The sequence below is a fragment of the Acinetobacter sp. BY419 genome (genome assembly GCF_019038395.1).
Classification (GTDB): domain Bacteria; phylum Pseudomonadota; class Gammaproteobacteria; order Pseudomonadales; family Moraxellaceae; genus Acinetobacter.
This window is the reverse complement of the sequence record NZ_JAGFXZ010000005.1, coordinates 94018-115348: the sequence shown is the minus strand read 5'-3', so window position 1 is coordinate 115348 and position 21331 is coordinate 94018. Positions and strand designations below refer to the sequence as shown.

Here is a 21331-nt window from a genome sequence, read left to right as displayed (position 1 = left end):
TTAGATATAAAAGTCTTAGTCTGTACAAGCTTGGTTACGCCAGCTATTCAAATGACTTCTTACAAGCCCTGTTTCAAGCTTGCTTCGATAAATTTATCCAGATCACCATCCAGAACCGCGCCGGTATTCGAGCTTTCCACACTGGTACGTAAGTCTTTAATCCGCGAATCATCGAGGACGTATGAACGGATCTGGCTGCCCCAGCCGATATCAGACTTGGTATCTTCCAGCGCTTTTGCAGCATCATTACGAATTTGCATTTCACGTTCATAAAGTTTGGCACGTAACTGCTTCCAGGCATGGTCACGGTTGGCATGTTGCGAACGCTGGTTCTGGCAGGCCACCACAATTCCGGTCGGAGCATGGGTTAAACGTACAGCAGAATCTGTTTTGTTAATATGCTGACCACCCGCACCCGAGGCACGATAGGTATCAGTACGAACATCGGCAGGGTTGATTTCAATTTCGATATTGTCATCGACTTCAGGTGAAACAAACACCGCCGAGAACGAAGTATGACGACGGTTACCCGAGTCAAATGGCGATTTACGCACTAACCGGTGCACCCCAGATTCTGTACGTAACCAGCCGTAGGCATATTCACCATCTACACGGATGGTCGCCGATTTAAGCCCTGCGACATCGCCGTCTGACTCTTCCATGATTTCTGCTTTAAAGCCATGGCGTTCAATCCAGCGTAGGTACATCCGCATTAACATTGAAGCCCAGTCCTGAGCTTCTGTACCGCCTGAACCGGCCTGAATTTCCAGATAACAAGGATTTGGGTCCATCGGATTATTAAACATCCGACGGAATTCAAGCTTGGCCAGTTCTGTTTCAGCCGTGCTCAGTTCAGCCTGTACATCTTCTAATAAGCTTTCATCATCGGCTTCCACTGCCAGATCAAGCAAAGCCTGTGCATCTTCAAGCTGGGTACTTAAACCGTCCAGCACATTTAACACGTTTTCAAGCTCGCCTTTTTCTTTGGCCATCGCCTGGGCACGACTCTGGTCATTCCAGATGGTTGGATCTTCTAATTCACGCAGGACTTCTTCTAAACGCTCTTTTTTCAGATCGTAGTCAAAGATACCCCCGTAGTGTTTGACCACGTTCGTTTAAGTCTTTTAATTGGTTTAGATACGGATTAATTTCCACGTGAATTACTCTCAATCAGAATTGGGCACAAATTATTTAGCCCGATATTATAGCACAGTCTTTTTTTGCAGTTTGAGGGTCCTCAGTGCTGGCTAAAAGTTCAAATGATGTATTCTTAGGACTTATTTATAGCGCCCAGTGCCGCCTGCAATCAGTTTATTAGTCGTTTTTTTATTTAAGAGTTTCTATTATTTTTTTGCTGCTACCTTTGCTCATTCCTGAATAGCCGTGGATAGATTTTTATTTTTAAAAAATATACTAAAACAAATAAAAAGTAGCAATTTCAGCACACTCTACAATATCCACACAGTTTTAATAAAACACTACATTATAAATTTACCTTTATTATTCAGTGACTTATTTAGAGAAAATTACATAAGATTACGCTATTCACATTGCGGTAACTTTCCTGTGATTGACGATCTTTGGAATTGGTCTACACTTAAAGTTGTAACAAAAAGTGTATATTTAGATTAACCATTTTAGGGGTAATAACCATGAAAAAATTAGCAATTGCTTCAGCACTACTTTCAGCAATAGCAATGACTGGTACAGCAGCACATGCGTATCAAGCTGAAATTGGTGGATCAGCGGGAGTAATTGATCCGGACCACGGTGGAACCAGCGGTTCTTTCGGTGTCGATGGTACCTATTACTTCAATCCAGTTCAAACTCGTAATGCACCATTAGCAGAAGCGGCATTCCTTGACCGTGCAAGCAACGTTAGTGCGCAATATCAATATAATGAAATTGGTGATAATGACGCGCATCGTTATGGCGTAGGTGTTGAATACTTTGTACCAAATTCTGACTTCTACTTAAGCGGTAGCGTCAATGGTCATGATTTGAAAGACAATGATGATTTCGAAAATGATTTAACCACCTATGCGGCTGAAGTCGGTTATCTACCAGCTCCAGGTTTATTGATTGCTGCAGGTCTGAAAGGTTGGGATAACGACAACGATGACGGCGTAGATCCAACACTTCGTGCTAAATACGTGACCACATTAAGCAACGGTAAAGACATTAACCTGGAAGCAGGTGCAGCGTTCGGTGATCTAGATGAATACAATCTGGCAGCAGATTATTTCATCAACAAAACCTTGAGTGTCGGTGCTGATTATCATAACAATGATATTACAGACAAAAGCGAATTTGGTATCAATGCGCGTAAGTTCATTAACCAGCAAGTGAGCTTGGAAGGCCGTGTAGGCTTTGGTGAACAATTTAATAATGACTACAACTCTTTTGGTGTAGCAGCGAAATACCGCTTCTAAGCTAAAACCACAGAGCAGTCATTCATAAAAAAACCCATCTTCGGATGGGTTTTTTTATTGCACTTTTAACTAGCATTTAAATATTTTTGCACATTGACGGGGCGAATATAAAACGTACAATTTGTTACAACTGTTAGTTAAACAGTTATATTTTTATAACAAAGAGAGAAATCTAAATGCTTAAGAAACTTGCTCTTGCTACAGCACTTATTGCTAGCCTAGGAACTGCACATGCCTATCAAGCTGAAATCGGTGGTACGATTGCTCTGGTAGATCCGGACAATGGGGATACGTCTACTGGTTTTGCAATTGATGGAACTTATTATTTCAATCCAGTTCAAGTGAAAAACTCGCCTCTTAATGAAGCTGCGTTCTTAAACCGTGCGAGCAATATTAATGCAGAGCTTTCTTATTTCGATTACGATGCAATCGATGTCACTACATTCGGTGTAGGAGTTGAATATTTTGTCCCAAACTCAGACTTCTACGTAAGTGGGTTAATTGGGCAATCATCTATTGATACACCAATTGGTGATGCTGACACCACATTTTATAAAGCAGAATTAGGTTATTTACCTGTTTCTGGTTTGCTTATCGCCGCTGGTTTAGCGGGTTACGATAATGATGATAGTGACGATGTTGATCCAACTTTACGTGCCAAATACGTAACACAAGTCGGTCAGTATGAAATGAACTTTGAAGGTGGTGTTACTTTTGCTAATGATGAGGCATTCAATTTAGGCACTGACTTATATCTAGATAAAACATTTAGTGTTGGTCTTGGATATAGAGATGATAGTTTAGATGATACTTTCCAAATTCGTGCCAAGAAATTCTTTAATCAGCAAGTCAGCCTAGAAGGCTCGATCGATTTTGCTGATGTTGGCAATGTCTTTGCTGTACGTGGTGCATACCGCTTCTAATCACTCCGCTTAAAAATACAAAAACCGCTCGATTGAGCGGTTTTTTATGGCCTATTGTTCTAAATGGATAATCCGCATCTGCAGGCTGACATTACCATTAAAGACATTTTTATCCAGTTCATAGACCAAACGCGTATCTTTCATCGGGTCAAAACTATATTTATCCGCTGCATTAAAGGCAATCGCATCCACAATCTGGCCATTCTCCAAAGCCACGCGTAATTTAAGATGGACATCTTTGAGCCAGCGATAGTCCATGATTTTAAACACACCATCAAAAATCGGTTGGGGAAATTTTTGCCCCCAAGGACTTAAATTCTGCAATAAATCGACTGTCTCAATTTGAAAAGCGGAGCCTGGCAGTTCTCCATCTGTCCATAAAGTTGCAGTAAATAAATCCTCATCCATCGCACCAATGAGGGCTTCAAAGACCTGCTTAAACTCAGCGAAATTTTCTTTTTTCAGGGTTAAACCCGCTGCTGCTGCGTGTCCACCAAAATGACTGACTAAATATGGATATTGCTCCGCCACCTGTTCAATCGCATCACGGATATGAATGCCTTCAATCGAACGTGCCGAACCTTTGATATGAACGCCATCCTGATCCGCAGCAAAGACAATACTCGGCCGATGAAACTGCTCTTTCAACCGTCCAGCCACAATCCCGATTACTCCCTGATGCCAATGCTGTTCAAACATGATCAGCGCAGCAGGCAGTTCAGTTTCATCAAACTTAATTTTATCCAGCTCAACCAGGGCTTCCTGCTTGATTTTTCCTTCCACCTGACGGCGTTCGACATTGAGCTGATTCAGCTGTTCAGCCAGTGGATAGGCCGTTGCCAGATCAGGAGCCAGCAGACATTCAATGCCGATGTCCATGGTTTCCATCCGTCCAGCCGCATTAATCCGCGGTCCCAGAACAAAGCCCAAATCTTGAGCCTTCAGACCAGCCGGATCACGTTTTGCAATGTCAAGGAGTGCGCTGATTCCAGCACGGCACTGTCCCTGTTGGATCCGCTTCAGACCTGCATCGACCAGAATCCGGTTGTTATAGTCCAGACTCGCGACATCGGCATAAGTACCGAGCGCCACCAGATCGAGATAGTTGGTAATTGAGCTGGTTGATTTTCCCAGTTTCTTGCGATGGGTGGCCAGATTGGCCAGTACGTAAAAAGCCACCCCGACCCCGGCCAAGGCTTTGCTCGGAAAGTCACAACCCAGCTGATTGGGATTGACCACCGCTTCGGCTTCTGGTGTCAGCTTGGTGGTCAGATGGTGATCGGTAATGATCACCTGCATGCCGTGATCCTGTGCCTGTTTCACACCCTCATGACTAGAAATCCCATTGTCCACGGTAATCAGTAAATCAGGGGTGAAATTGACAAAAGCCAGATCTGCAATGGCCGCAGTCAAACCATAGCCATATTTAAAGCGGTCAGGAACCAGATACTCGACATTGGCACCCATATCCCGCAAGGCTAAGACCATAAGTGCAGTACTGGTCGCGCCATCAGCATCATAATCACCGACAATGACAATTTTTTTGCCGCTATCTATGGCTTGGTCTATCAGCTGAATCGCTTCAGGGAGTCCTTTCATGATCGGGGCCAGCAGATACTTGAGCTTGAGTTCCAGCTCCTGCTCGGATTCTACTCCGCGGCGGGCCAGAATCTCGGCCACAAATGCAGGGACGCCCTGAAAAGCTTCAGGACGTGTTAAGAAAGGCCGGTGTTTGATTTGCAGTTTTTGCATGGTTATGGCATTAAACGCTCTAAAGTCCAGCCAGCATCAGTTTTGCTATAACTTAGACGATCATGTAAACGGCTCGGACGGCCTTGCCAGAATTCATAATAATCTGGCTCAAGACGATAGCCACCCCAGAAGACCGGCTTATCTAGCTGCTGCTGATTCGCGACCTGATTATGCAAGTCCCAGAAACGCTGTTGCAGCTCTTCCCGGCTGCCAATCACCCCGCTTTGCGGCGTACTGACATGTGCAGCAATCTGGCTATCACGTGGGCGTTTATGATAGTAATCGGTCGACTCTTCTTCCGAGATTTTCATTACACGACCCGAAATACGAATCTGCCGCTCCTGATCCTGCCAGTAAAACAATAGCTCGGCATAAGGGTTTTCAGCCAGATCCTGACCTTTCTGACTGTCATAATTGCTATAAAAGTCATAGCCCGCTTCAGTTGCTCCACGTAGCAATACAGTACGCACATGCGGACGCCCTTGTGCATTGGCTGTCGCCAACGCCATGGCATAGGGTTCATGTAATCTTGCTTCCAGCGCATGGTTAAACCATTGCAAGAACTGCATATGCGGATTCGGGTTGACTTGCTGTTCCTGCAACTCGCCTTTTTCATAATTCAGGCGTAGCTCACTCAGATCCTTGATCAGATCACTCATCATTTATGCTCCCGTTAAGCAGCATTGGCACGCACAGCATCTGCCAAGCTATTTGCAAGTGTAGTAACTTCAGCTAGGTCATCACCTTCGACCATCACCCGAATGACGGGTTCAGTGCCTGATTTACGAATCAATAAACGGCCACGGCCTTTAAGCTGCTGTTCCGCTTTTTCGAATTCAGCTGCTAGCGCCGGCACTGCATAAGGATCAAACATGGCATCTAAACGTACATTGACCAGGACATTTGGCAACAGTTTAAAGTCAGCCACAAGTTCATGTAGGGCTTTCTTCTGTTCGACCATCACCGTTAAGACCTGCAGTGCTGCAATAATCGCATCGCCTGTGGTGCTCTTGTCCAAAGTCAGAATATGACCTGAAGGCTCACCACCAATGATCCAGCCATTTTCTTCCAGGCCCTGTAATACATAACGGTCGCCAACTTTGGCACGTAATAATGGCACTTGAGCTTTTTCTAGCGCCAGTTCCAGCGCCATATTACTCATTAAAGTCCCGACAATCCCGGCCGGTTTTTTTGAGCTTTGAGTTGCCAAGATATACAGAATATGGTCGCCATCAATCAGTTTGCCGTATTGATCCACCAAGACCACACGGTCGGCATCGCCATCAAAAGCAACCCCCAGATCCGCTTTATGCTCAAGCACTGCCTGTTGCAAGCTTTCAGGATGGGTTGAACCACAATTGTCGTTAATGTTTAAACCCGTCGGTTCATCATGAATTGCAATGACTTTGGCACCCAGTTCACGGAACACCGCAGGTCCGACGTTATAGGCCGCACCATTGGCACAATCCACCACAATGGTTAAATCATTCAGATCCAGATGATATGGGAAAGTCGATTTACAGAATTCAATATAGCGGCCATTGGCATCTTTGACCCGGACACTTTTACCCAGGTTTGCGGTATCTTCAATGACCATATCTTTATCAAGTTCTTGATTAATTTCCTCTTGTAAGGCATCTGGCAATTTTTTACCATCTGCAGAGAAAAACTTAATGCCATTGTCAAAATACGGATTATGCGAAGCGGAAATCACAATTCCCAGGCTGGCATGTAAGGCACGGGTCAGATGAGCAATCGCTGGTGTCGGTAGTGGACCTAAAAGATGAACATACACCCCGGCAGCATTTAAACCTGCCTGCAAGGCGGCTTCCAGGATATAGCCAGACAAACGGGTATCTTTACCCAGGACCACCAGTGGTTTGGATTTTTTACTATGACGTTTTAAAACTTTACCGGCAGCAAATCCCAGTTTCAGGGCAAACTCAGGGGTAATCGGCAATTCGCCAAACTTTCCACGTATACCGTCCGTACCAAAATAACTCATCTTTATCTCACTTCTTAGCGGATGATTGATATCACCCATTTTTTTCCTTGTGTCACACTTTACACCAAAATAAAAAAGCCGTCATTTGCATGACGGCTTTTTAAAATTTTAAATCACGGAAAATTAACCCACGCGATAGTTTGGTGCTTCTTTGGTAATGGTCACATCATGCACATGTGATTCTGACATACCGGCAGAAGTGATTTTTACAAACTTGGCATTTTGACGCAGGTCTTCAATCGTCGCAGAACCGGTATAACCCATCGATGAACGTAAACCGCCCATCATCTGATGCACGATATTGCCCATTGGACCTTTGTACGGTACGCGACCTTCAATGCCTTCAGGAACCAGTTTCTCGGCACCGGCTTTAGCGTCCTGGAAGTAACGGTCAGCAGAACCGGTTGCACCCGCCATTGCACCCAATGAACCCATACCACGATAAGCTTTGTAATAACGACCCTGGAAGAATTCAACTTCGCCTGGTGCTTCTTCAGTACCCGCCATGAGTGAACCCACCATGATGGTACTTGCACCAGCGCCAATGGCTTTGGCCATATCGCCAGAGAAACGAATACCGCCATCCGCGATCAAAGGAATCTGATCTTTTAGTGCATTGGCAACAGAATCAATCGCAGAGATTTGCGGCATGCCAATACCGGCCACAATACGTGTGGTACAGATTGAACCAGGACCGATCCCGACTTTCACTGCATCGGCACCTGCATCAAGTAACGCAAGCGCAGCATCACCAGTGGCAATGTTACCGCCAATCACCTGAACTTGTGGATAGTTGGCTTTAACCCAACGTACGCGCTCGATTACACCGGCAGAATGACCATGCGCAGTATCTACCACAATCACGTCCACACCCGCTTCAACCAAAGCTTCTACACGGCTTGGGGTTTCTGCGCCAGTCCCGACAGCAGCACCAACACGCAGACGACCCAAGTCATCTTTAGAACTGTTTGGATAAAGTTCAGCTTTACGGAAATCTGTTACCGTAATCAGGCCTTTCAGCTCTTGCTGATCATTGATCACCAATACTTTTTCAATACGGTGCTGTTGCAATAAGGCCTGGATATTTTCTTTTGATTCGCCTTCACGAACCGTCACCAGACGATCCTGACCGGTCATGATATTGCTGACTGGCTGCTCAAGATTGGTTTCAAAGCGTGTATCGCGACCGGTCACAATGCCGACCACTTTGCCGTCTTTCACAACTGGCACACCACTGATGTTATTGGCTTGAGTCAAGGCAATCAGTTCACGTACTGTGGTTTCAGGAGTGACTGTAATCGGGTCTTTAACCATACCCGCTTCGAATTTTTTCACACGGCGCACTTCTGCAGCCTGAACAGCGATATCCATGTTCTTGTGCAAAATACCGATACCACCATTTTGCGCCATTGCAATCGCCATACGGGACTCAGTCACCGTATCCATCGCTGCGGACACAAGAGGAATATTCAGGTTAATGCTACGAGTTAAACGTGTCTTTAGGGAGACATCTTTTGGAAGAACAGTAGAATAGGCAGGGAGTAATAGGACATCATCGAAGGTTAACGCGTCTTGAACGATGGTCAACATAACAGTCTCACTGGTAATTTCCGTGCACTATTATAAACAAATATCGGCTTAAATTTCATTGCAATTGCAAAATTATTTTTTTTAATTCCGATTCATTTTACCTTTATCTGCTGTCTTTCTAATGACTCCATCCGGGTTCTACAGGGCAATCAACATTTCTAGAAACCTGACCCTTATTTTTAAATCTATCCCGATGTTTTCAAAAGCTTAAAAAAGCAGAGCCTAAGCTCTGCTTTCTGGCGATTTAGCTGACATATTCAAAACTGTCATCATTGTCGGCTTCATCCGTATCAATCTGCACAAAAGGCAACATATGGTGTGCCAGGCGTGCCTTATTGCATTGCTCATCGGCAATCTGTACTTCTTTGCAGGAAGAACTGCGCAGCTCATACATACCGCAACTCACCTGCTTGGCGATCGTGCCACCCAGTGCAATACAGCGGGGCTTTTTTTGATTGGTTCCAGCCATACAGGAATAAACGGCCGTCACCGGTTCAGTATAGTGCTCAGGCATATGTATGCCTTCAGCCCAATAAAATGAAACCCTAAAATAGGCGCAGCACGCCCCGCAGCTTAAACATGCATCTGATGTTGGAATTTGAGACAACATTTATTATAAGTTCTCGTCATCAAAAAAGTTTTTTGGAGAAGAAATATAAAAAATGTTGTTTTTCTACACAAGAAGAATTTTGTGTTTTCTGTGCTTATTCAGGACAGGTAAATACAGTTTCATCCATCAGGTCGGTGCCGCATTCCAAAGTTTCAATCCAGTCCAGAAACTGGGTGATCTGCTCTTTGCCCATAAAAGGCGTTCCATGCTGCGGCACAATCATCTCGATATTCATGCTACGCACCATTTGCACCCAGAGACGAATCACCTTGTTATTGCACATATAACGTTGATGGAAACCTTTCATCTTTGAAATATGCGCGGCAAAGTTTTCCAGTGGCTTGGAGGCATCCTCGACCATTGAGGCACCCATGTCTCCCGAAAAAAGGATCTTGGCAATCGGATCATAAAACTGGAAATTACCGACGGAATGCAGGAAATGTGCCGGTACCGCCACAATTTTAGAGTTACCTAATGGAATAATTTGACCATGATCAGGAAGTTCTATCAGTCGATCCAGCCAGTTGCCTTTCATCCGGTCGCTCATAAAGGCCGAATTTAAATGCGGCAAAAAACGCGCCCAGAGCTTGGAAGCCACTACTTTGGCTTCGGTATATACCAGCCAGCGCGGCATCGACGTAATGATGTCCGGATCCTGATGCGAGGCCATGACATAGTCCAGATTGGTCAAACGGGTGTATTTATTCAGTTCCATGGTTAGCGGAACATAAGTTAAATCCCCACCCGGATCGAGTACCGCAGCCCGCTCATTATCAATGATTAAAAACTGGTTTGCCTGAACGCCTTCACCTTTGACCAGACTGGTAAAACTGATGCATTTATGTATCCCGTTATCAAACAGGACCTGCGATGTGGTGCGTTCAAAAACCATGTAGATATTCCCCGATTAAAATTTAAAAGTGCTGTTTTATACCCATACAAGATATAAGCATTTAGTTGAACTTACAATCAATAAAACTGGCCATATCACGCTATTTATAAGGGTTTTGAGAATATTTTGGCAATAAAAAATCCTGAGTTTTTAGCTCAGGATTCATACAATTATTACTGTATTTTTAAAATAAATAATATTGAAGCAGGGTGGCGACACCAATGACCAGGAAAATGGCCGCTCCAATTTTATGAATCAGGCTGATTGGCAATCTATTTGCCAGTTTATCCCCCAGAAATACCGCAGGTGCATTGGCCAGCATCATGCCCAAAGTGGTGCCGAGCATCACCCAGAATACGCTATCGAAACGTGCTGCCAATGCGACTGTAGCAATCTGGGTTTTATCGCCAATTTCTGCCAGAAAGAATAAAATAAAGGTCGCGCCAAATACCCCGAATTTTTGCCATTTATTGATACTGGCATTTTCATCACCGAGTTCATCCGGAATCAGCATCCAGACAGCCATCGCGATAAAGCCAATCGAGACGATCCACAACAGTACTTCCGGCCCGATAACGGTCGTCACCCACTGTCCCAATACCGCAGAAAGACCATGATTAATCAGCGTCGCCAATAAAATGGCAAGTAAAATAGGAACAGGTTTACGAAAGCGTGCGGCAAGCAGCAAAGCCAGCAGTTGGGTTTTATCACCCATTTCAGCCAGCGCCACGATTGCAGTCGACAGTAAGAATTCATACATGAGGTTTTTCTCTGGCTAGCATCCAATACCAATGACTCACCGCTCCTGCTAGCCAAAATCTGCAGAGTGGTAAATCAAAGGTCTTGCCAACAAAAGAAAGCTTGAAAAAGCTGACTTGGTTCTTTGCTATGATGACCATGCCCGGTTGAGCAAATATGTTGACCATCACCCTTCTGCTTTGCGCAAAAGGCGGCTACTCCCCAATGAAGTGTGCCAAGTATAGAATCAAATAGAATATTTTTCAATGCAGCAACAAAAAACCCTGCCGAAGCAGGGTTTTTTAATTTTTGCGTTCTCTTTTGGGAGAAACACAGATAGTGATTAGATCAATAAGGTACGAATATCTTTGAGCAGTTTGGTCAGCTTATTGGTGAAGCGTGCCGCATCTGCCCCATTGATCACACGATGGTCATAAGACAGGGACAACGGCAGCATCAAGCGCGGATCAAAGCCTTCACCATTCCAGACCGGTTGCATGGTCGCAGGTGAAATTCCCAGAATTGCCACTTGCGGCCAGTTCACCAATGGCGTAAATGCCGTACCACCAATTGAACCCAAGCTAGTGATAGTGAAATTCGCACCTTGCAGATCTTTCGGCGACAATTTTTTGTCACGCGCTTTTTGACCCAAGGTTCCCAGCTCAGTGGCAATCTGTTTAATCGACTTCTGATCTGGATGACGCAGTACCGGAACTGTTAAACCATCCGGTGTTGCTACCGCGATCCCCATATGGATTTCGTTACGTAGCAAGATAGACTTGCCATCATCTGCCAAATGACCCGCAAACTCGCGCTCTTCTTTCAACAAGTGCGCAACCGCTTTAATGATGAAAGCCATAATGGTCAGACTCAGACCTTCTTTCTTGAAGTTGCCTTTCAGCTCATTACGCCATGCTTCCAGCTCAGTAATATCGGCTGCATCAAACTGGGTCACTTGTGGAATAAAATTATTCAGTGACAACTGTGGAATAGACACTTGTTGCAAACGCGACAAGGCTTTCTCTTCCACACCACCAAACGCACTAAAGTCAGGCAGTTTTGGCAGACCTGCGACTTGAGTAGCAGCAGCTGCAGGAGCAGCCTGCGGCGCAGTAAGACGCTTTTTGACATACGCTTTCAAATCTTCTTTCATGACGCGGCCATGGGGGCCAGATGCTTTAACATCTGCCAGTACCACACCCAGTTCACGTGCCAGTTTCCGTACAGCAGGACCGGCATAGACTTTCGAGTTGGCGGCATTCTGCTCTTCGGTCAGCTTGTCGGCATTGTCAGAGGTCACTACTGCTTGAGTAGCAGGTGCTGATGCTACTTTGGTTGTCTCTACGGGTGCAACAGCGGCTTTCGGTGCCTCTGCTTTGGCTGCGACATGTGCCGCATCTGCTTGTGCTTCAGCTTCAATCGTCACCAACGCAATGCCTTGAGAGACATTTTGTCCGAGTTCAACATGAATGGCTTTAATCACACCGGCCGCAGTACTTGGCACTTCAACCGTTGCCTTGTCTGATTCAACCACGATGATGCTTTGGTCTTTTTTAACCGTATCACCCACCTGAACCAGAACTTCAGCCACAGCCGCCTTGTCTACACCGAGGTCAGGCACCATCACTTCAACATTACCCGCAGGTGCTGCTGATGTTTGCGGCACGTCAGCTTTCTCTGATGTGGCCGGTTGAGCAACTTCGGCTTGAGGTGCTTCTGTCTGTGCGTGTACTGCCGAAGCAGCCGTTTTCACTTTCAGAATTACCACACCCTCTTTAATCGTGTCGCCTTCTTTAATGTCGATGGATTCTACCGTGCCTGAAACTGTACTCGGCACTTCAACCGTCGCCTTGTCTGATTCAACCACCACAAGACTTTGATCTATGTCGATTTCATCACCAACAGAGACCAGAATTTCGCCGACAATGGCTTTTTCCACACCAATATCGGGTACTTGCACATCGACCACCTGTGAGCGGGCTTGAGTCGCCGGATCAGCAGAAGCTTTTGGCTGATGTGAAGCCAGTTCCTGCATGATTTCCTGGTCAGACAATGAGGTTGGGGTATTTTCTGACGTTTTTTGCGACAGATCCGCTTTCTGCGGTTCCACCGTATCCTCAGAACTACCATCTTCAGCTTGCAGCTCAATCAGTACCGCGCCTTCAGTGACTTCATCACCCTGGCTGACCAGAATGCTTTTCACCATGCCCGCTGAAGTACTTGGCACTTCAACAGAGGCTTTATCAGATTCAAGTAGAACAATGCTGTCATCGATCGCAATCGTATCACCGACTTTGACCAGAATTTCAGCCACTGTTGCCTTGTCTACACCAATATCAGGAGTCGTAATTTGCATGCTTAGTTCTCCTCTTTGTAGTCAGCAACAGCATGTACAGATGGGGTTTCTTGAGGTGCCCAAGCCACTGGACGATCTGTATCCAGCTCGAAAGTAGAGATCGCATCTTTAACCAGACGCGGATCAACTTCACCTTCATCTGCCAGTTTTTTCAGGGTTGCCACCACAATATGGGCAGCATCAACACCGAAGTAACTGCGCAAGTTGGCACGTGTATCTGAACGGCCATAACCGTCAGTACCCAGTGCTACGAATGGACGGCCATCCGGAAGATAAGCACGGATCTGTTCGCTATAGGCACGCATATGATCGGTCGCAGACACCACAATACCTTCGGTACCGCGTAGCTGTTTCGATACCCAGGCTTCTTTCACTTCTTCAGTAAGCGGATGCAGGCGGTTGTATTCTTCACATGCCATACCATCACGTGCCAGTTCATTGAAGCTGGTCACGCTGTAGACATTGGAATGAATCTGATACTCTTCACGCAGGATTTTTGCTGCCTTGATCACTTCACGCAGAATTACGCCTGAGCCCAGTAACTGTACCGTGGCTTTCTCGTCTTCTTCAAGCAGGTACATACCGCGCTTGATGCCTTCTTCAACACCTTTTGGCATTTCAGGATGCTCGTAGTTTTCGTTCATCACCGTCAGGTAATAGAACACACGTTCCTGATTCACATACATACGTCGTAAACCGTCATGCACGATCACTGCCAATTCATAACCGAAACATGGGTCATAAGCGACACAGTTTGGAATGGTACTGGCCAGGATGTGGGAATGACCATCCTGATGCTGCAAGCCTTCACCGTTCAGTGTAGTACGACCTGCAGTAGCGCCCAGCAAGAAACCTTGTGCCTGTGCATCGCCTGCGGCCCATGCAATATCACCGATACGCTGGAAACCAAACATCGAGTAGTACATGTACATTGGAATCATTGGCAGGTTATTGGTTGAATAACTGGTGCCTAACGCGGCCCATGCACTCATCGCACCGGCTTCGTTAATCCCTTCTTGCAACATGTGACCATCTTTGGCTTCACGGTAGTGCATCAGCTGCTCTTGATCTTCCGGGGTATATTTCTGGCCATGTGCGGCATAAATACCGAGCTGACGGAACATGCCTTCCAGACCGAAAGTACGGGCTTCGTCAGGCACGATTGGAACAACACGGTCTTTAATCGCTTTCTCTTTAAGAAGTGCAGAGATTAAACGAACCATCACCATCGTGGTCGACTGTTGTTTACCGTTTGAACCCGCCAAGACCGAATCAAATACTGAAAGCTCAGGAATCGCCAGTTGTTCACTGTCCTTGCGACGTGCAGGCAGGTAGCCACCCAAAGCCTCACGACGGGCTTTCATATACTTGATTTCAGGAGAATTTTCGCTTGGACGATAGAACGGTACTTCTTCCAGCTGTTCATCGGTGAAAGGAAGGTTGAAGCGGTCACGCACGTATTTCAAAGAATTGATTTGCATTTTCTTGATTTGGTGAGTCTTGTTAACAGCTTCGATTTCTTCCGACAAACCATAACCTTTAACGGTTTTCGCCAGAATCACGGTCGGCTGACCTTTGGCAGTACATGCTTCAGCATAGGCAGCAAAGACTTTGTACGGATCGTGACCACCACGGTTCAGATTATCAATATCTTCATCGCTTAAATCTTTCACCAGCTCTTTGGCTTCTGGATATTTACCAAAGAACTTTTCACGTGCATAAGCTCCGCCTTTTACCTGGTAGCGCTGGAAATCACCATCGACTGCTTCTTCCATGATCGCTTTTAGTGCGCCAGACTTGTCTTTGTCCAGCAGTGGATCCCAGTGACGGCCCCACACAACTTTAATTACACGCCAGCCTGCGCCGCGGAATAGTGACTCAAGCTCCTGAATGATCTTGCCATTACCACGTACCGGACCATCCAGACGTTGCAAGTTACAGTTCACCACCCAGATCAGGTTATCGAGCTTTTCACGACCGGCCAGAGAAATTGCACCCAGGCTTTCCGGCTCATCCATCTCGCCATCGCCCAAATACGCCCAGACCTTGCGATCTTCTTCTTTGATCAGGCCACGGTTCATCAGGTACTTTTGAATATGCGCCTGATAAATCGACATGATGGGACCCAGACCCATCGATACCGTCGGGAACTGCCAGTAGTCCGGCATCAAATAAGGATGCGGATAAGATGGCAGACCTTTACCACCGACTTCACGACGAAAATTATTCAGATGCTCTTCAGTCAAACGGCCTTCTAAAAATGAACGCGCGTAAATACCCGGTGCACAGTGACCCTGGTAATAGATCATGTCGCCGCCAAAGTGATCACTGTTGGCACGGAAAAAGTGGTTAAAGCCCACATCATAGAGGGTCGCAGAAGAAGCAAAGCTCGCCAGGTGACCACCGAGATCATCACCGGTTTTATTCGCACGCAAGACCATTGCCAGGGCATTCCAGCGGATCAGCGCACGAATCCGGCGCTCCATGTCCTGGTCACCTGGCATTGCTGGCTGTTCTTCAACAGAAATCGTATTTAAGTAGGGAGTATTTAAACGCTGAATAGGAACATGCTTTGCGATTGCGCGTTGATAAAGTTTTTCTAATAAAAATGCTGCACGCTCAGTGCCCATATGCTGCAAAACAGAATCAAATGCATCTTGCCATTCTTGGGTTTCTTGCGCGTCTGTATCGCCATAAAACGCCATAATCTACAGTTCCTAAAAGCCTAATCCAATCTCCTATATGTACCATATTTGAGATCTCAGCAGGTATGGTCTCAGATGAATGCGATTTGGCAGTACTATTTAGGAACTAAATGATTGGTGACGTATAATTACACTACATAACAAAAAATAGTCAATTAAGGCGATTTATTATACAAACATTATAATAGTTGGTGATAATATGAGATTTAAAAGCGATAAAACAAAAAGCCCTTCAATTTGACTTGAAGAGCTTTTAGCTTAAACGCATTAAAATGCTTATTGGAGGTTTTTTATGTATAGAGATACAGGTTGTGATTCAGGTCTATACTTAAGGTAACATAGCCAAATAAGTAGATGGGTTTTTACGTTGACCGTCTTTTACTACTTCATAATGCAAGTGTGGACCGGTACAGCGACCAGTACAGCCAACGTTAGCAATATGATCACCCGCTTGCACCTGTTCTCCCACACGTGCAATAAGACGTGAAGCATGAGCATAGCGCGTTAAATAGCCATTGCCGTGATTAATTTCTACGTATTGGCCATAACCAGTGCCCCAACCCGATTTGGTCACAATTCCTGAACCTGTAGCATAGATTGGTGTACCGCTTGGTGCTGCAAGATCAAGGCCTGAATGATTTTCAGCACGGCCACCCATGGTGCGGCCACCGTAACTTGAACTTACGCGAGAATTAGGTAAAGGATGAGAAATCAGCCAAGAATAAGCACTGTTCACTGCGGTTTTGTTTGATGAAGTACTAGCATACTTCTGCGCAAGTGTTTGATTGTTCAGTTCAACCGGCTTTTCACGAAGCTGAACATTTAATTTGGTTTGTGCTGGAATATCGATGTCATCTGGATGAGTATATGCACCCTGTGCCAAAGTCCGTGTCAATTGCTCGATACGATCTGTTGATCCATTTTCTTGATTTAGATTGACTAAATCTGCGAAAGCTACCGAAGCCGCTGAAACTGATAAAGAAAATGCCAACAAAATACGTCGCATGTGCATAAAAAACCTCTCTAAAATGCTCTAATCGAGTTCCTTGAAGATCTCTATCCTTGATATCCACTAAAAGAAGCGCATAAGATTAAGACATAAATATGTAGGAATAATGTATGTCGGAACCTGTCAACGTTTTTCAACAAACCAGAAAACAGATAAAAACAGGAAACTTTTCGTTTCTCTCATCACAAGTTGCTGCCTGGCAGAAACTTACGAAACTCGTACAACCGCTGTTGCCCCAACCGGAACACTGGCAAGTTGTATGCTATCAAAATGGTGTGTTAACGATTACTGGTGAAAACCAGGCCATGATCAGTCAATTGGCCTATCTTCAAAAGCAATACATTTCACAACTCTCTCAAATAAATGAATTAACGGATCTTACTAAACTTCAAGTTTGTCTGAGGAATCCTTCGCAAACGCAACCTGTTGCAGCAACACCTGAAAGAGCATTAAATTCAGAAACACAGGAATTACTTCGTAGTGCTGCTGACTTTATAAGCGACCCTAAGCTTAGCCAAGCTTTACTACGTTTGGCAAGCAATAAAAAGTAACATCGCAATCAAATGTAATAAATTAAAAAACCACTATTATGTGACCTGTGTCACAGTATTGGAGCAATAACTTAAACATAAAGACACAAACACAATGACTTATGTCACACTCACATACATGATTGGACAATTGGCTTCGTCATCAAATGTTACAATTTCATAGCAGCTTGGATCACTTTTCACATTGCGTAAAAGTTGATTATTCAAGGCATGTCCAGATTTGTAACCATCAAATTTGGCAATGATCTGATGTCCGAGCAGATATAAATCGCCCACTGCATCCAGAATTTTGTGACGTACAAATTCATCCGAGAAGCGCAAGCCGTCTTCATTGACGACCCCTGTTTCATCTACACCAATAGCATTCTCCAGACTGGCACCCAGCGCCAGGTTATTGGCTTTGAGATAATCCAGATCTTTCATAAAACCAAAAGTACGCGCTTCACTGACTTCGTAAACGAAGGTTTCAGTGGAAAAGTCGATACTGGCAGACTGATGTTCTTTTTTAAAGGCAGGATGATCAAAATCGATCGTAAAATTCAGCTGAAAGCCATCATGAGGGCTAAAAATGGCACGCTTATCATCAATTAGCGCTTCAACCGGTTTAATAATCTTGACGAATTGCTTGGCAGCCTCAAGCTCTTGCAAACCGCCCTGCATTAACAAGTAAATAAACGGACCTGCACTGCCATCCATAATTGGCACTTCAGAGGCAGAGACTTCAATAATCAGGTTATCGATTCCCAGGCCGGCAATAGCACTCATGACATGTTCAATAGTGCCTACTTTGGCATTTTCCTGTACCAGGTTCGAGCACATAAAGGCTTCCTGAATCAGCATGGCGTCGGCAGGAATATCGACTGGTGGATTCAGATCAATACGACGAAACACAATTCCCCCATCGGCATGGTGTGGCACAAAGTTAATCATGACTTTTTGCCCACTGTGAAGACCGATTCCGCTCGCTTTCACGACACGTTTCAGGGTACGTTGTTTCAACATGTTTCTATCATCTGTTCATCTATAAAACCGCTATACGTTAGCATATTTGGCCATTGATAAAAAACAAAAAGGTGGCTTAAAAGCCACCTTTACTGTGTAATCCAAGTAAACACATGATGTTACATGTTATTTACGCTGTTGATTCTTAAGATAATCCTGAATGCTCATTGGCGTTGGACGTGGGCTAGAAACCGAAGCTGCAGCTGGGCTGGCTGCTGTACCTGTTTCATGTTGCTGTCGCTGAATTGCCGGTACATCATCATCTTCTACCGCAGTCTGTGAGGCTGCTGCTGGACGAGTTGCCTGTACATTGGTACGTTTGGTCGGTTCAACTGAATCCGCTGCATGACGGGTCAAACCCGTTGCAATCACGGTGACACTGATTTCATCACGCGCATCCGGATCAAAAACTGTCCCGTAGAACACCTGACCTTCATCTAAATCGACAATCTGGTTGACGACATCGGTGATTTCTTCAATTTCACCGAAAGTCACATCATCACCGCCGGTCACGTTGATCAGAATACCTTTGGCATTCATGATGGTCACGTTGTCGAGCAATGGACTACGGATCGCCTGCTCGGCAGCCTGACGTGCACGGTTCTCACCACGGCCCAGACCGACACCCATCATGGCATAACCACGTGTGCTCATCGCCGTTTTCAAGTCGGCAAAGTCCAGGTTGATATGACCTGGACGAACCACTAAATCAAAAATACTGCGTACTGCATTGAGGAGCACATCATCCGCTTTTTTATATGCATCTTTCATTGAAATATCACGAAAGACTTTCAATAAACGCTGGTTTGGAATGATGATCAATGAATCGACATGCTGCTCAAGTGCTTCGATGCCTTTTTCTGCAGCCTGTAAACGGCGTTTGCCTTCAAAGTTGAATGGGGTAGTCACGACACCTACGGTCAGGATACCCATTTCCTTGGCAATTTCAGCAACCACTGGCGCAGCACCGGTACCCGTACCACCGCCCATACCAGCAGTAACAAAGACCATATCGGTCCCTTCAAGCTGCTGGCGGATCAGTTCACGGCTTTCTTCTGCTGCAGTCTGACCGACTTGCGGATTTGCACCTGCTCCCAGACCACGGGTACTTTGCTCGCCCAGCTGAATTTTGAATTCGGCTTCCATGCGATCGAGTGCCTGCTTGTCCGTGTTGGCACAAACAAACTTTACGCCCTGGATATCGGACTGCAACATATGTTGTACAGCATTACCACCCGCACCACCTACACCAAACACAGTGAAACGGGCTTGACCATTGCTATCGCTATGATCGTCTTCGAAAAATTCAAATGAGGCCATGACCTATAAAATTCCTAATTCATAATTGGCAGTCACTAAGCCCGTATACTGCCTTAATCTTAATAAAATTGTTTTTAAGAATGCTGCTCATGCGTTAACTTGTCAAGTACAAGCCCGATTAACTACATCTTCTCAACAATATTCACAATAAAAATCGACTTAAAAGATTGATTTCAGGGTGTCATTAAAGCCAGACCAGGCTCTTTTAACCCGCTGCGTCAATGACAATCGCTCTACATCATCCTGTTCCACAATGGTGTCCTGAGTATCACTCTGACTAAACATCAGCAAACCAGCCACAGTGCTATATTGCGATCGGCGTAAAGCAGCCTGATGCTGTTCATCCGCATAGACCTGAGCAGGCGGATTACCCAAATGAGCCGAGACTCCCATGGTACGGCGGACAAAGCTCACCATGCCTTCAATATGACTGGCATCACCGGTCAGTACCACCCCATGATATAAGCCCTGGATGGCACCATTTTTCACCAGCTCATCCCGCACCAGTCCGAGAATTTCTTCATAACGTGCCATGATAATTTCAGTCAGTTCGATCCGGCTGATGGTTTGTGGTCCATCAATCCCCTGGAACTGAATCATATGGTCAGGCTTGACCACTTTCAGGTCTACACAGCCATACAGTAACTTCAGGCGTTCAGCTTCTTCGGTCGTAGTTTGCAACACTGCCGCAATATCGCGGGTCACATGTTCACCACCACGTTGGAAGGTATGGGTTAAGGCCAGACGACCATCCACATATACCGCCACATTGGTGGTACCGGCACCGATATCTACCAAGCATACGCCATATTCTTTTTCATCTTTGAGCAGGCAGGCTTCAGCAGTCGCCAGACTCGACACCACCATTTTTTCTACGCCAATATTGGCACCCTTTAGGGCACGATCAATATTCTGCATGGTACTGATCGGTAGCATCATCAGATGATAATGCCCGGTCATGCTATGTGCCGACATACGAATCGGATTCAGTACCCATTCCGGTGAATCATCCAGCTCAAAGCCCAGAGGCACAGCGCTGACCAGATAATGGTCTGAAGTCAAATGACTGGCTTTGGCTAACTCCAGTGCACGTACCACTTCGCTAGTGGTAATCGCATGTTCGCTATTGTCGGTCGAGGTGCGACCTGAAGCATAAAAGCTTTTTAATTCAGCACTTGGAATAGAGACCCAGGCAGAATGCACCCGGCATTCCGCCATATCTTCTGCTTCTTGAACGGCATTTTTAATTGCAGTAATAACTTTATCGAGACTGACAATTTTCCCTTTACTCATGCCGCGGTTACGAGCGGTAGCCATACCAATCACTTGGATATTGTCTGGCGCGTGTACCTTGCCAATCAAAACTGAAACTTTGTGTGTCCCAATGTCAATCGCCACAACCGAGGGAACAGCTTCACTCATTATTCACTACTACCATTACGTGTT

Annotated in this window: 17 protein-coding genes and 1 riboswitch; of the genes, 3 read left to right on the top strand and 14 right to left on the bottom strand. The window is 45.5% G+C overall.

Translation table 11 applies throughout. From position 1 onward, the window contains the following. Nucleotides 1-59: 59 nt before the first annotated feature. A protein-coding gene (gene prfB / locus KUG37_RS03505) for a peptide chain release factor 2 (RefSeq protein ID WP_216935767.1) occupies nucleotides 60-1155 on the bottom strand; the annotation gives its coding sequence in 2 pieces (ribosomal slippage) (nucleotides 60-1082 and nucleotides 1084-1155; 1095 coding nt in all). 497 nt (nucleotides 1156-1652) lie between these two features. On the opposite strand from prfB, the gene KUG37_RS03500 reads away from it, so the two are divergent. Together KUG37_RS03500 and KUG37_RS03495 are read left to right on the top strand one after the other, a co-directional pair. Beyond that, a complete protein-coding gene (locus tag KUG37_RS03500; RefSeq protein WP_216935769.1) occupies nucleotides 1653-2432 on the top strand; it encodes a putative porin in 780 nt (259 codons plus the stop codon). A 176-nt stretch (nucleotides 2433-2608) separates the two neighbouring features. After that, on the top strand, nucleotides 2609-3355 hold the full coding sequence (locus tag KUG37_RS03495; RefSeq protein WP_216935770.1) for a putative porin: 747 nt from the start codon (nucleotides 2609-2611) through the stop codon (nucleotides 3353-3355). 51 nt (nucleotides 3356-3406) lie between these two features. Here KUG37_RS03495 and recJ read toward each other — a convergent pair whose 3' ends face one another. The 10 genes from recJ to KUG37_RS03445 form a co-directional block, all read right to left on the bottom strand. Next, entirely contained in the window at nucleotides 3407-5107 is a 1701-nt protein-coding gene (recJ, locus tag KUG37_RS03490) for a single-stranded-DNA-specific exonuclease RecJ (RefSeq protein ID WP_216940175.1), read from the bottom strand. A gap of 2 nt (nucleotides 5108-5109) precedes the next feature. Further along, nucleotides 5110-5766 carry a pyridoxamine 5'-phosphate oxidase gene (gene pdxH / locus KUG37_RS03485; protein ID WP_216935834.1) on the bottom strand — a complete coding sequence of 219 codons (657 nt, stop codon included), beginning with the start codon at nucleotides 5764-5766 and terminating at the stop codon, nucleotides 5110-5112. A gap of 14 nt (nucleotides 5767-5780) precedes the next feature. Further along, entirely contained in the window at nucleotides 5781-7112 is a 1332-nt protein-coding gene (gene glmM, locus KUG37_RS03480) for a phosphoglucosamine mutase (protein WP_216935775.1), read from the bottom strand. Between the two features lie 123 nt (nucleotides 7113-7235). Then, complete coding sequence (gene guaB, locus KUG37_RS03475) at nucleotides 7236-8702, bottom strand: IMP dehydrogenase (protein WP_216935778.1); 1467 nt, start codon at nucleotides 8700-8702, stop codon at nucleotides 7236-7238. A gap of 244 nt (nucleotides 8703-8946) precedes the next feature. Further along, entirely contained in the window at nucleotides 8947-9312 is a 366-nt protein-coding gene (locus KUG37_RS03470) for a YkgJ family cysteine cluster protein (protein WP_216940174.1), read from the bottom strand. A 94-nt stretch (nucleotides 9313-9406) separates the two neighbouring features. Further along, nucleotides 9407-10204, bottom strand: coding sequence for an MBL fold metallo-hydrolase (locus KUG37_RS03465; RefSeq protein WP_216940173.1), 798 nt, complete (start codon nucleotides 10202-10204; stop codon nucleotides 9407-9409). Nucleotides 10205-10388: 184 nt separating this feature from the next. Next, nucleotides 10389-10964, bottom strand: coding sequence for a TMEM165/GDT1 family protein (locus tag KUG37_RS03460; protein ID WP_216935781.1), 576 nt, complete (start codon nucleotides 10962-10964; stop codon nucleotides 10389-10391). Between the two features lie 73 nt (nucleotides 10965-11037). Then, a riboswitch (yybP-ykoY riboswitch) is annotated at nucleotides 11038-11178 on the bottom strand. 107 nt (nucleotides 11179-11285) lie between these two features. Continuing rightward, nucleotides 11286-13298 (bottom strand): 2-oxo acid dehydrogenase subunit E2, encoded by a 2013-nt coding sequence (locus tag KUG37_RS03455; protein ID WP_216940172.1) that lies wholly within the window; start codon nucleotides 13296-13298, stop codon nucleotides 11286-11288. A gap of 2 nt (nucleotides 13299-13300) precedes the next feature. After that, nucleotides 13301-16003, bottom strand: a complete 2703-nt coding sequence (aceE, locus tag KUG37_RS03450; RefSeq protein ID WP_216935783.1) for a pyruvate dehydrogenase (acetyl-transferring), homodimeric type — start codon at nucleotides 16001-16003, stop codon at nucleotides 13301-13303. Between the two features lie 328 nt (nucleotides 16004-16331). Then, nucleotides 16332-17015, bottom strand: a complete 684-nt coding sequence (locus KUG37_RS03445) for a M23 family metallopeptidase (RefSeq protein WP_216935784.1) — start codon at nucleotides 17013-17015, stop codon at nucleotides 16332-16334. A gap of 107 nt (nucleotides 17016-17122) precedes the next feature. Here KUG37_RS03445 and KUG37_RS03440 point away from each other — a divergent pair, with 107 nt between their 5' ends. Then, the gene (locus KUG37_RS03440) at nucleotides 17123-17563 is read left to right on the top strand and encodes a DciA family protein (RefSeq protein ID WP_216935785.1); all 441 of its coding nucleotides are present in this window, start codon (nucleotides 17123-17125) and stop codon (nucleotides 17561-17563) included. A gap of 99 nt (nucleotides 17564-17662) precedes the next feature. Here KUG37_RS03440 and lpxC read toward each other — a convergent pair whose 3' ends face one another. The 3 genes from lpxC to ftsA form a co-directional block, all read right to left on the bottom strand. Further along, nucleotides 17663-18565, bottom strand: coding sequence for a UDP-3-O-acyl-N-acetylglucosamine deacetylase (lpxC, locus tag KUG37_RS03435; protein WP_216940171.1), 903 nt, complete (start codon nucleotides 18563-18565; stop codon nucleotides 17663-17665). 126 nt (nucleotides 18566-18691) lie between these two features. Further along, nucleotides 18692-19885: a cell division protein FtsZ gene (ftsZ, locus tag KUG37_RS03430; RefSeq protein WP_216935787.1), complete on the bottom strand. Its 1194-nt coding sequence runs from the start codon at nucleotides 19883-19885 to the stop codon at nucleotides 18692-18694. 159 nt (nucleotides 19886-20044) lie between these two features. After that, nucleotides 20045-21307 carry a cell division protein FtsA gene (ftsA, locus tag KUG37_RS03425; protein ID WP_216935788.1) on the bottom strand — a complete coding sequence of 421 codons (1263 nt, stop codon included), beginning with the start codon at nucleotides 21305-21307 and terminating at the stop codon, nucleotides 20045-20047. Between the last annotated feature and the right edge of the window lie 24 nt (nucleotides 21308-21331).

What these genes read in the sequence shown, in the direction of transcription:
- KUG37_RS03500 (WP_216935769.1), top strand. Translation starts at nt 1,653, where the DNA reads ATGAAAAAATTAGCAATTGCTTCAGCACTACTTTCAGCAATAGCAATG.
- KUG37_RS03495 (WP_216935770.1), top strand. Translation starts at nt 2,609, where the DNA reads ATGCTTAAGAAACTTGCTCTTGCTACAGCACTTATTGCTAGCCTAGGA.
- recJ (WP_216940175.1), bottom strand. Translation starts at nt 5,107, where the DNA reads ATGCAAAAACTGCAAATCAAACACCGGCCTTTCTTAACACGTCCTGAA.
- pdxH (WP_216935834.1), bottom strand. Translation starts at nt 5,766, where the DNA reads ATGAGTGATCTGATCAAGGATCTGAGTGAGCTACGCCTGAATTATGAA.
- glmM (WP_216935775.1), bottom strand. Translation starts at nt 7,112, where the DNA reads ATGAGTTATTTTGGTACGGACGGTATACGTGGAAAGTTTGGCGAATTG.
- guaB (WP_216935778.1), bottom strand. Translation starts at nt 8,702, where the DNA reads ATGTTGACCATCGTTCAAGACGCGTTAACCTTCGATGATGTCCTATTA.
- KUG37_RS03470 (WP_216940174.1), bottom strand. Translation starts at nt 9,312, where the DNA reads ATGTTGTCTCAAATTCCAACATCAGATGCATGTTTAAGCTGCGGGGCG.
- KUG37_RS03465 (WP_216940173.1), bottom strand. Translation starts at nt 10,204, where the DNA reads ATGGTTTTTGAACGCACCACATCGCAGGTCCTGTTTGATAACGGGATA.
- KUG37_RS03460 (WP_216935781.1), bottom strand. Translation starts at nt 10,964, where the DNA reads ATGTATGAATTCTTACTGTCGACTGCAATCGTGGCGCTGGCTGAAATG.
- KUG37_RS03455 (WP_216940172.1), bottom strand. Translation starts at nt 13,298, where the DNA reads ATGCAAATTACGACTCCTGATATTGGTGTAGACAAGGCAACAGTGGCT.
- aceE (WP_216935783.1), bottom strand. Translation starts at nt 16,003, where the DNA reads ATGGCGTTTTATGGCGATACAGACGCGCAAGAAACCCAAGAATGGCAA.
- KUG37_RS03445 (WP_216935784.1), bottom strand. Translation starts at nt 17,015, where the DNA reads ATGCACATGCGACGTATTTTGTTGGCATTTTCTTTATCAGTTTCAGCG.
- KUG37_RS03440 (WP_216935785.1), top strand. Translation starts at nt 17,123, where the DNA reads ATGTCGGAACCTGTCAACGTTTTTCAACAAACCAGAAAACAGATAAAA.
- lpxC (WP_216940171.1), bottom strand. Translation starts at nt 18,565, where the DNA reads ATGTTGAAACAACGTACCCTGAAACGTGTCGTGAAAGCGAGCGGAATC.
- ftsZ (WP_216935787.1), bottom strand. Translation starts at nt 19,885, where the DNA reads ATGGCCTCATTTGAATTTTTCGAAGACGATCATAGCGATAGCAATGGT.
- ftsA (WP_216935788.1), bottom strand. Translation starts at nt 21,307, where the DNA reads ATGAGTGAAGCTGTTCCCTCGGTTGTGGCGATTGACATTGGGACACAC.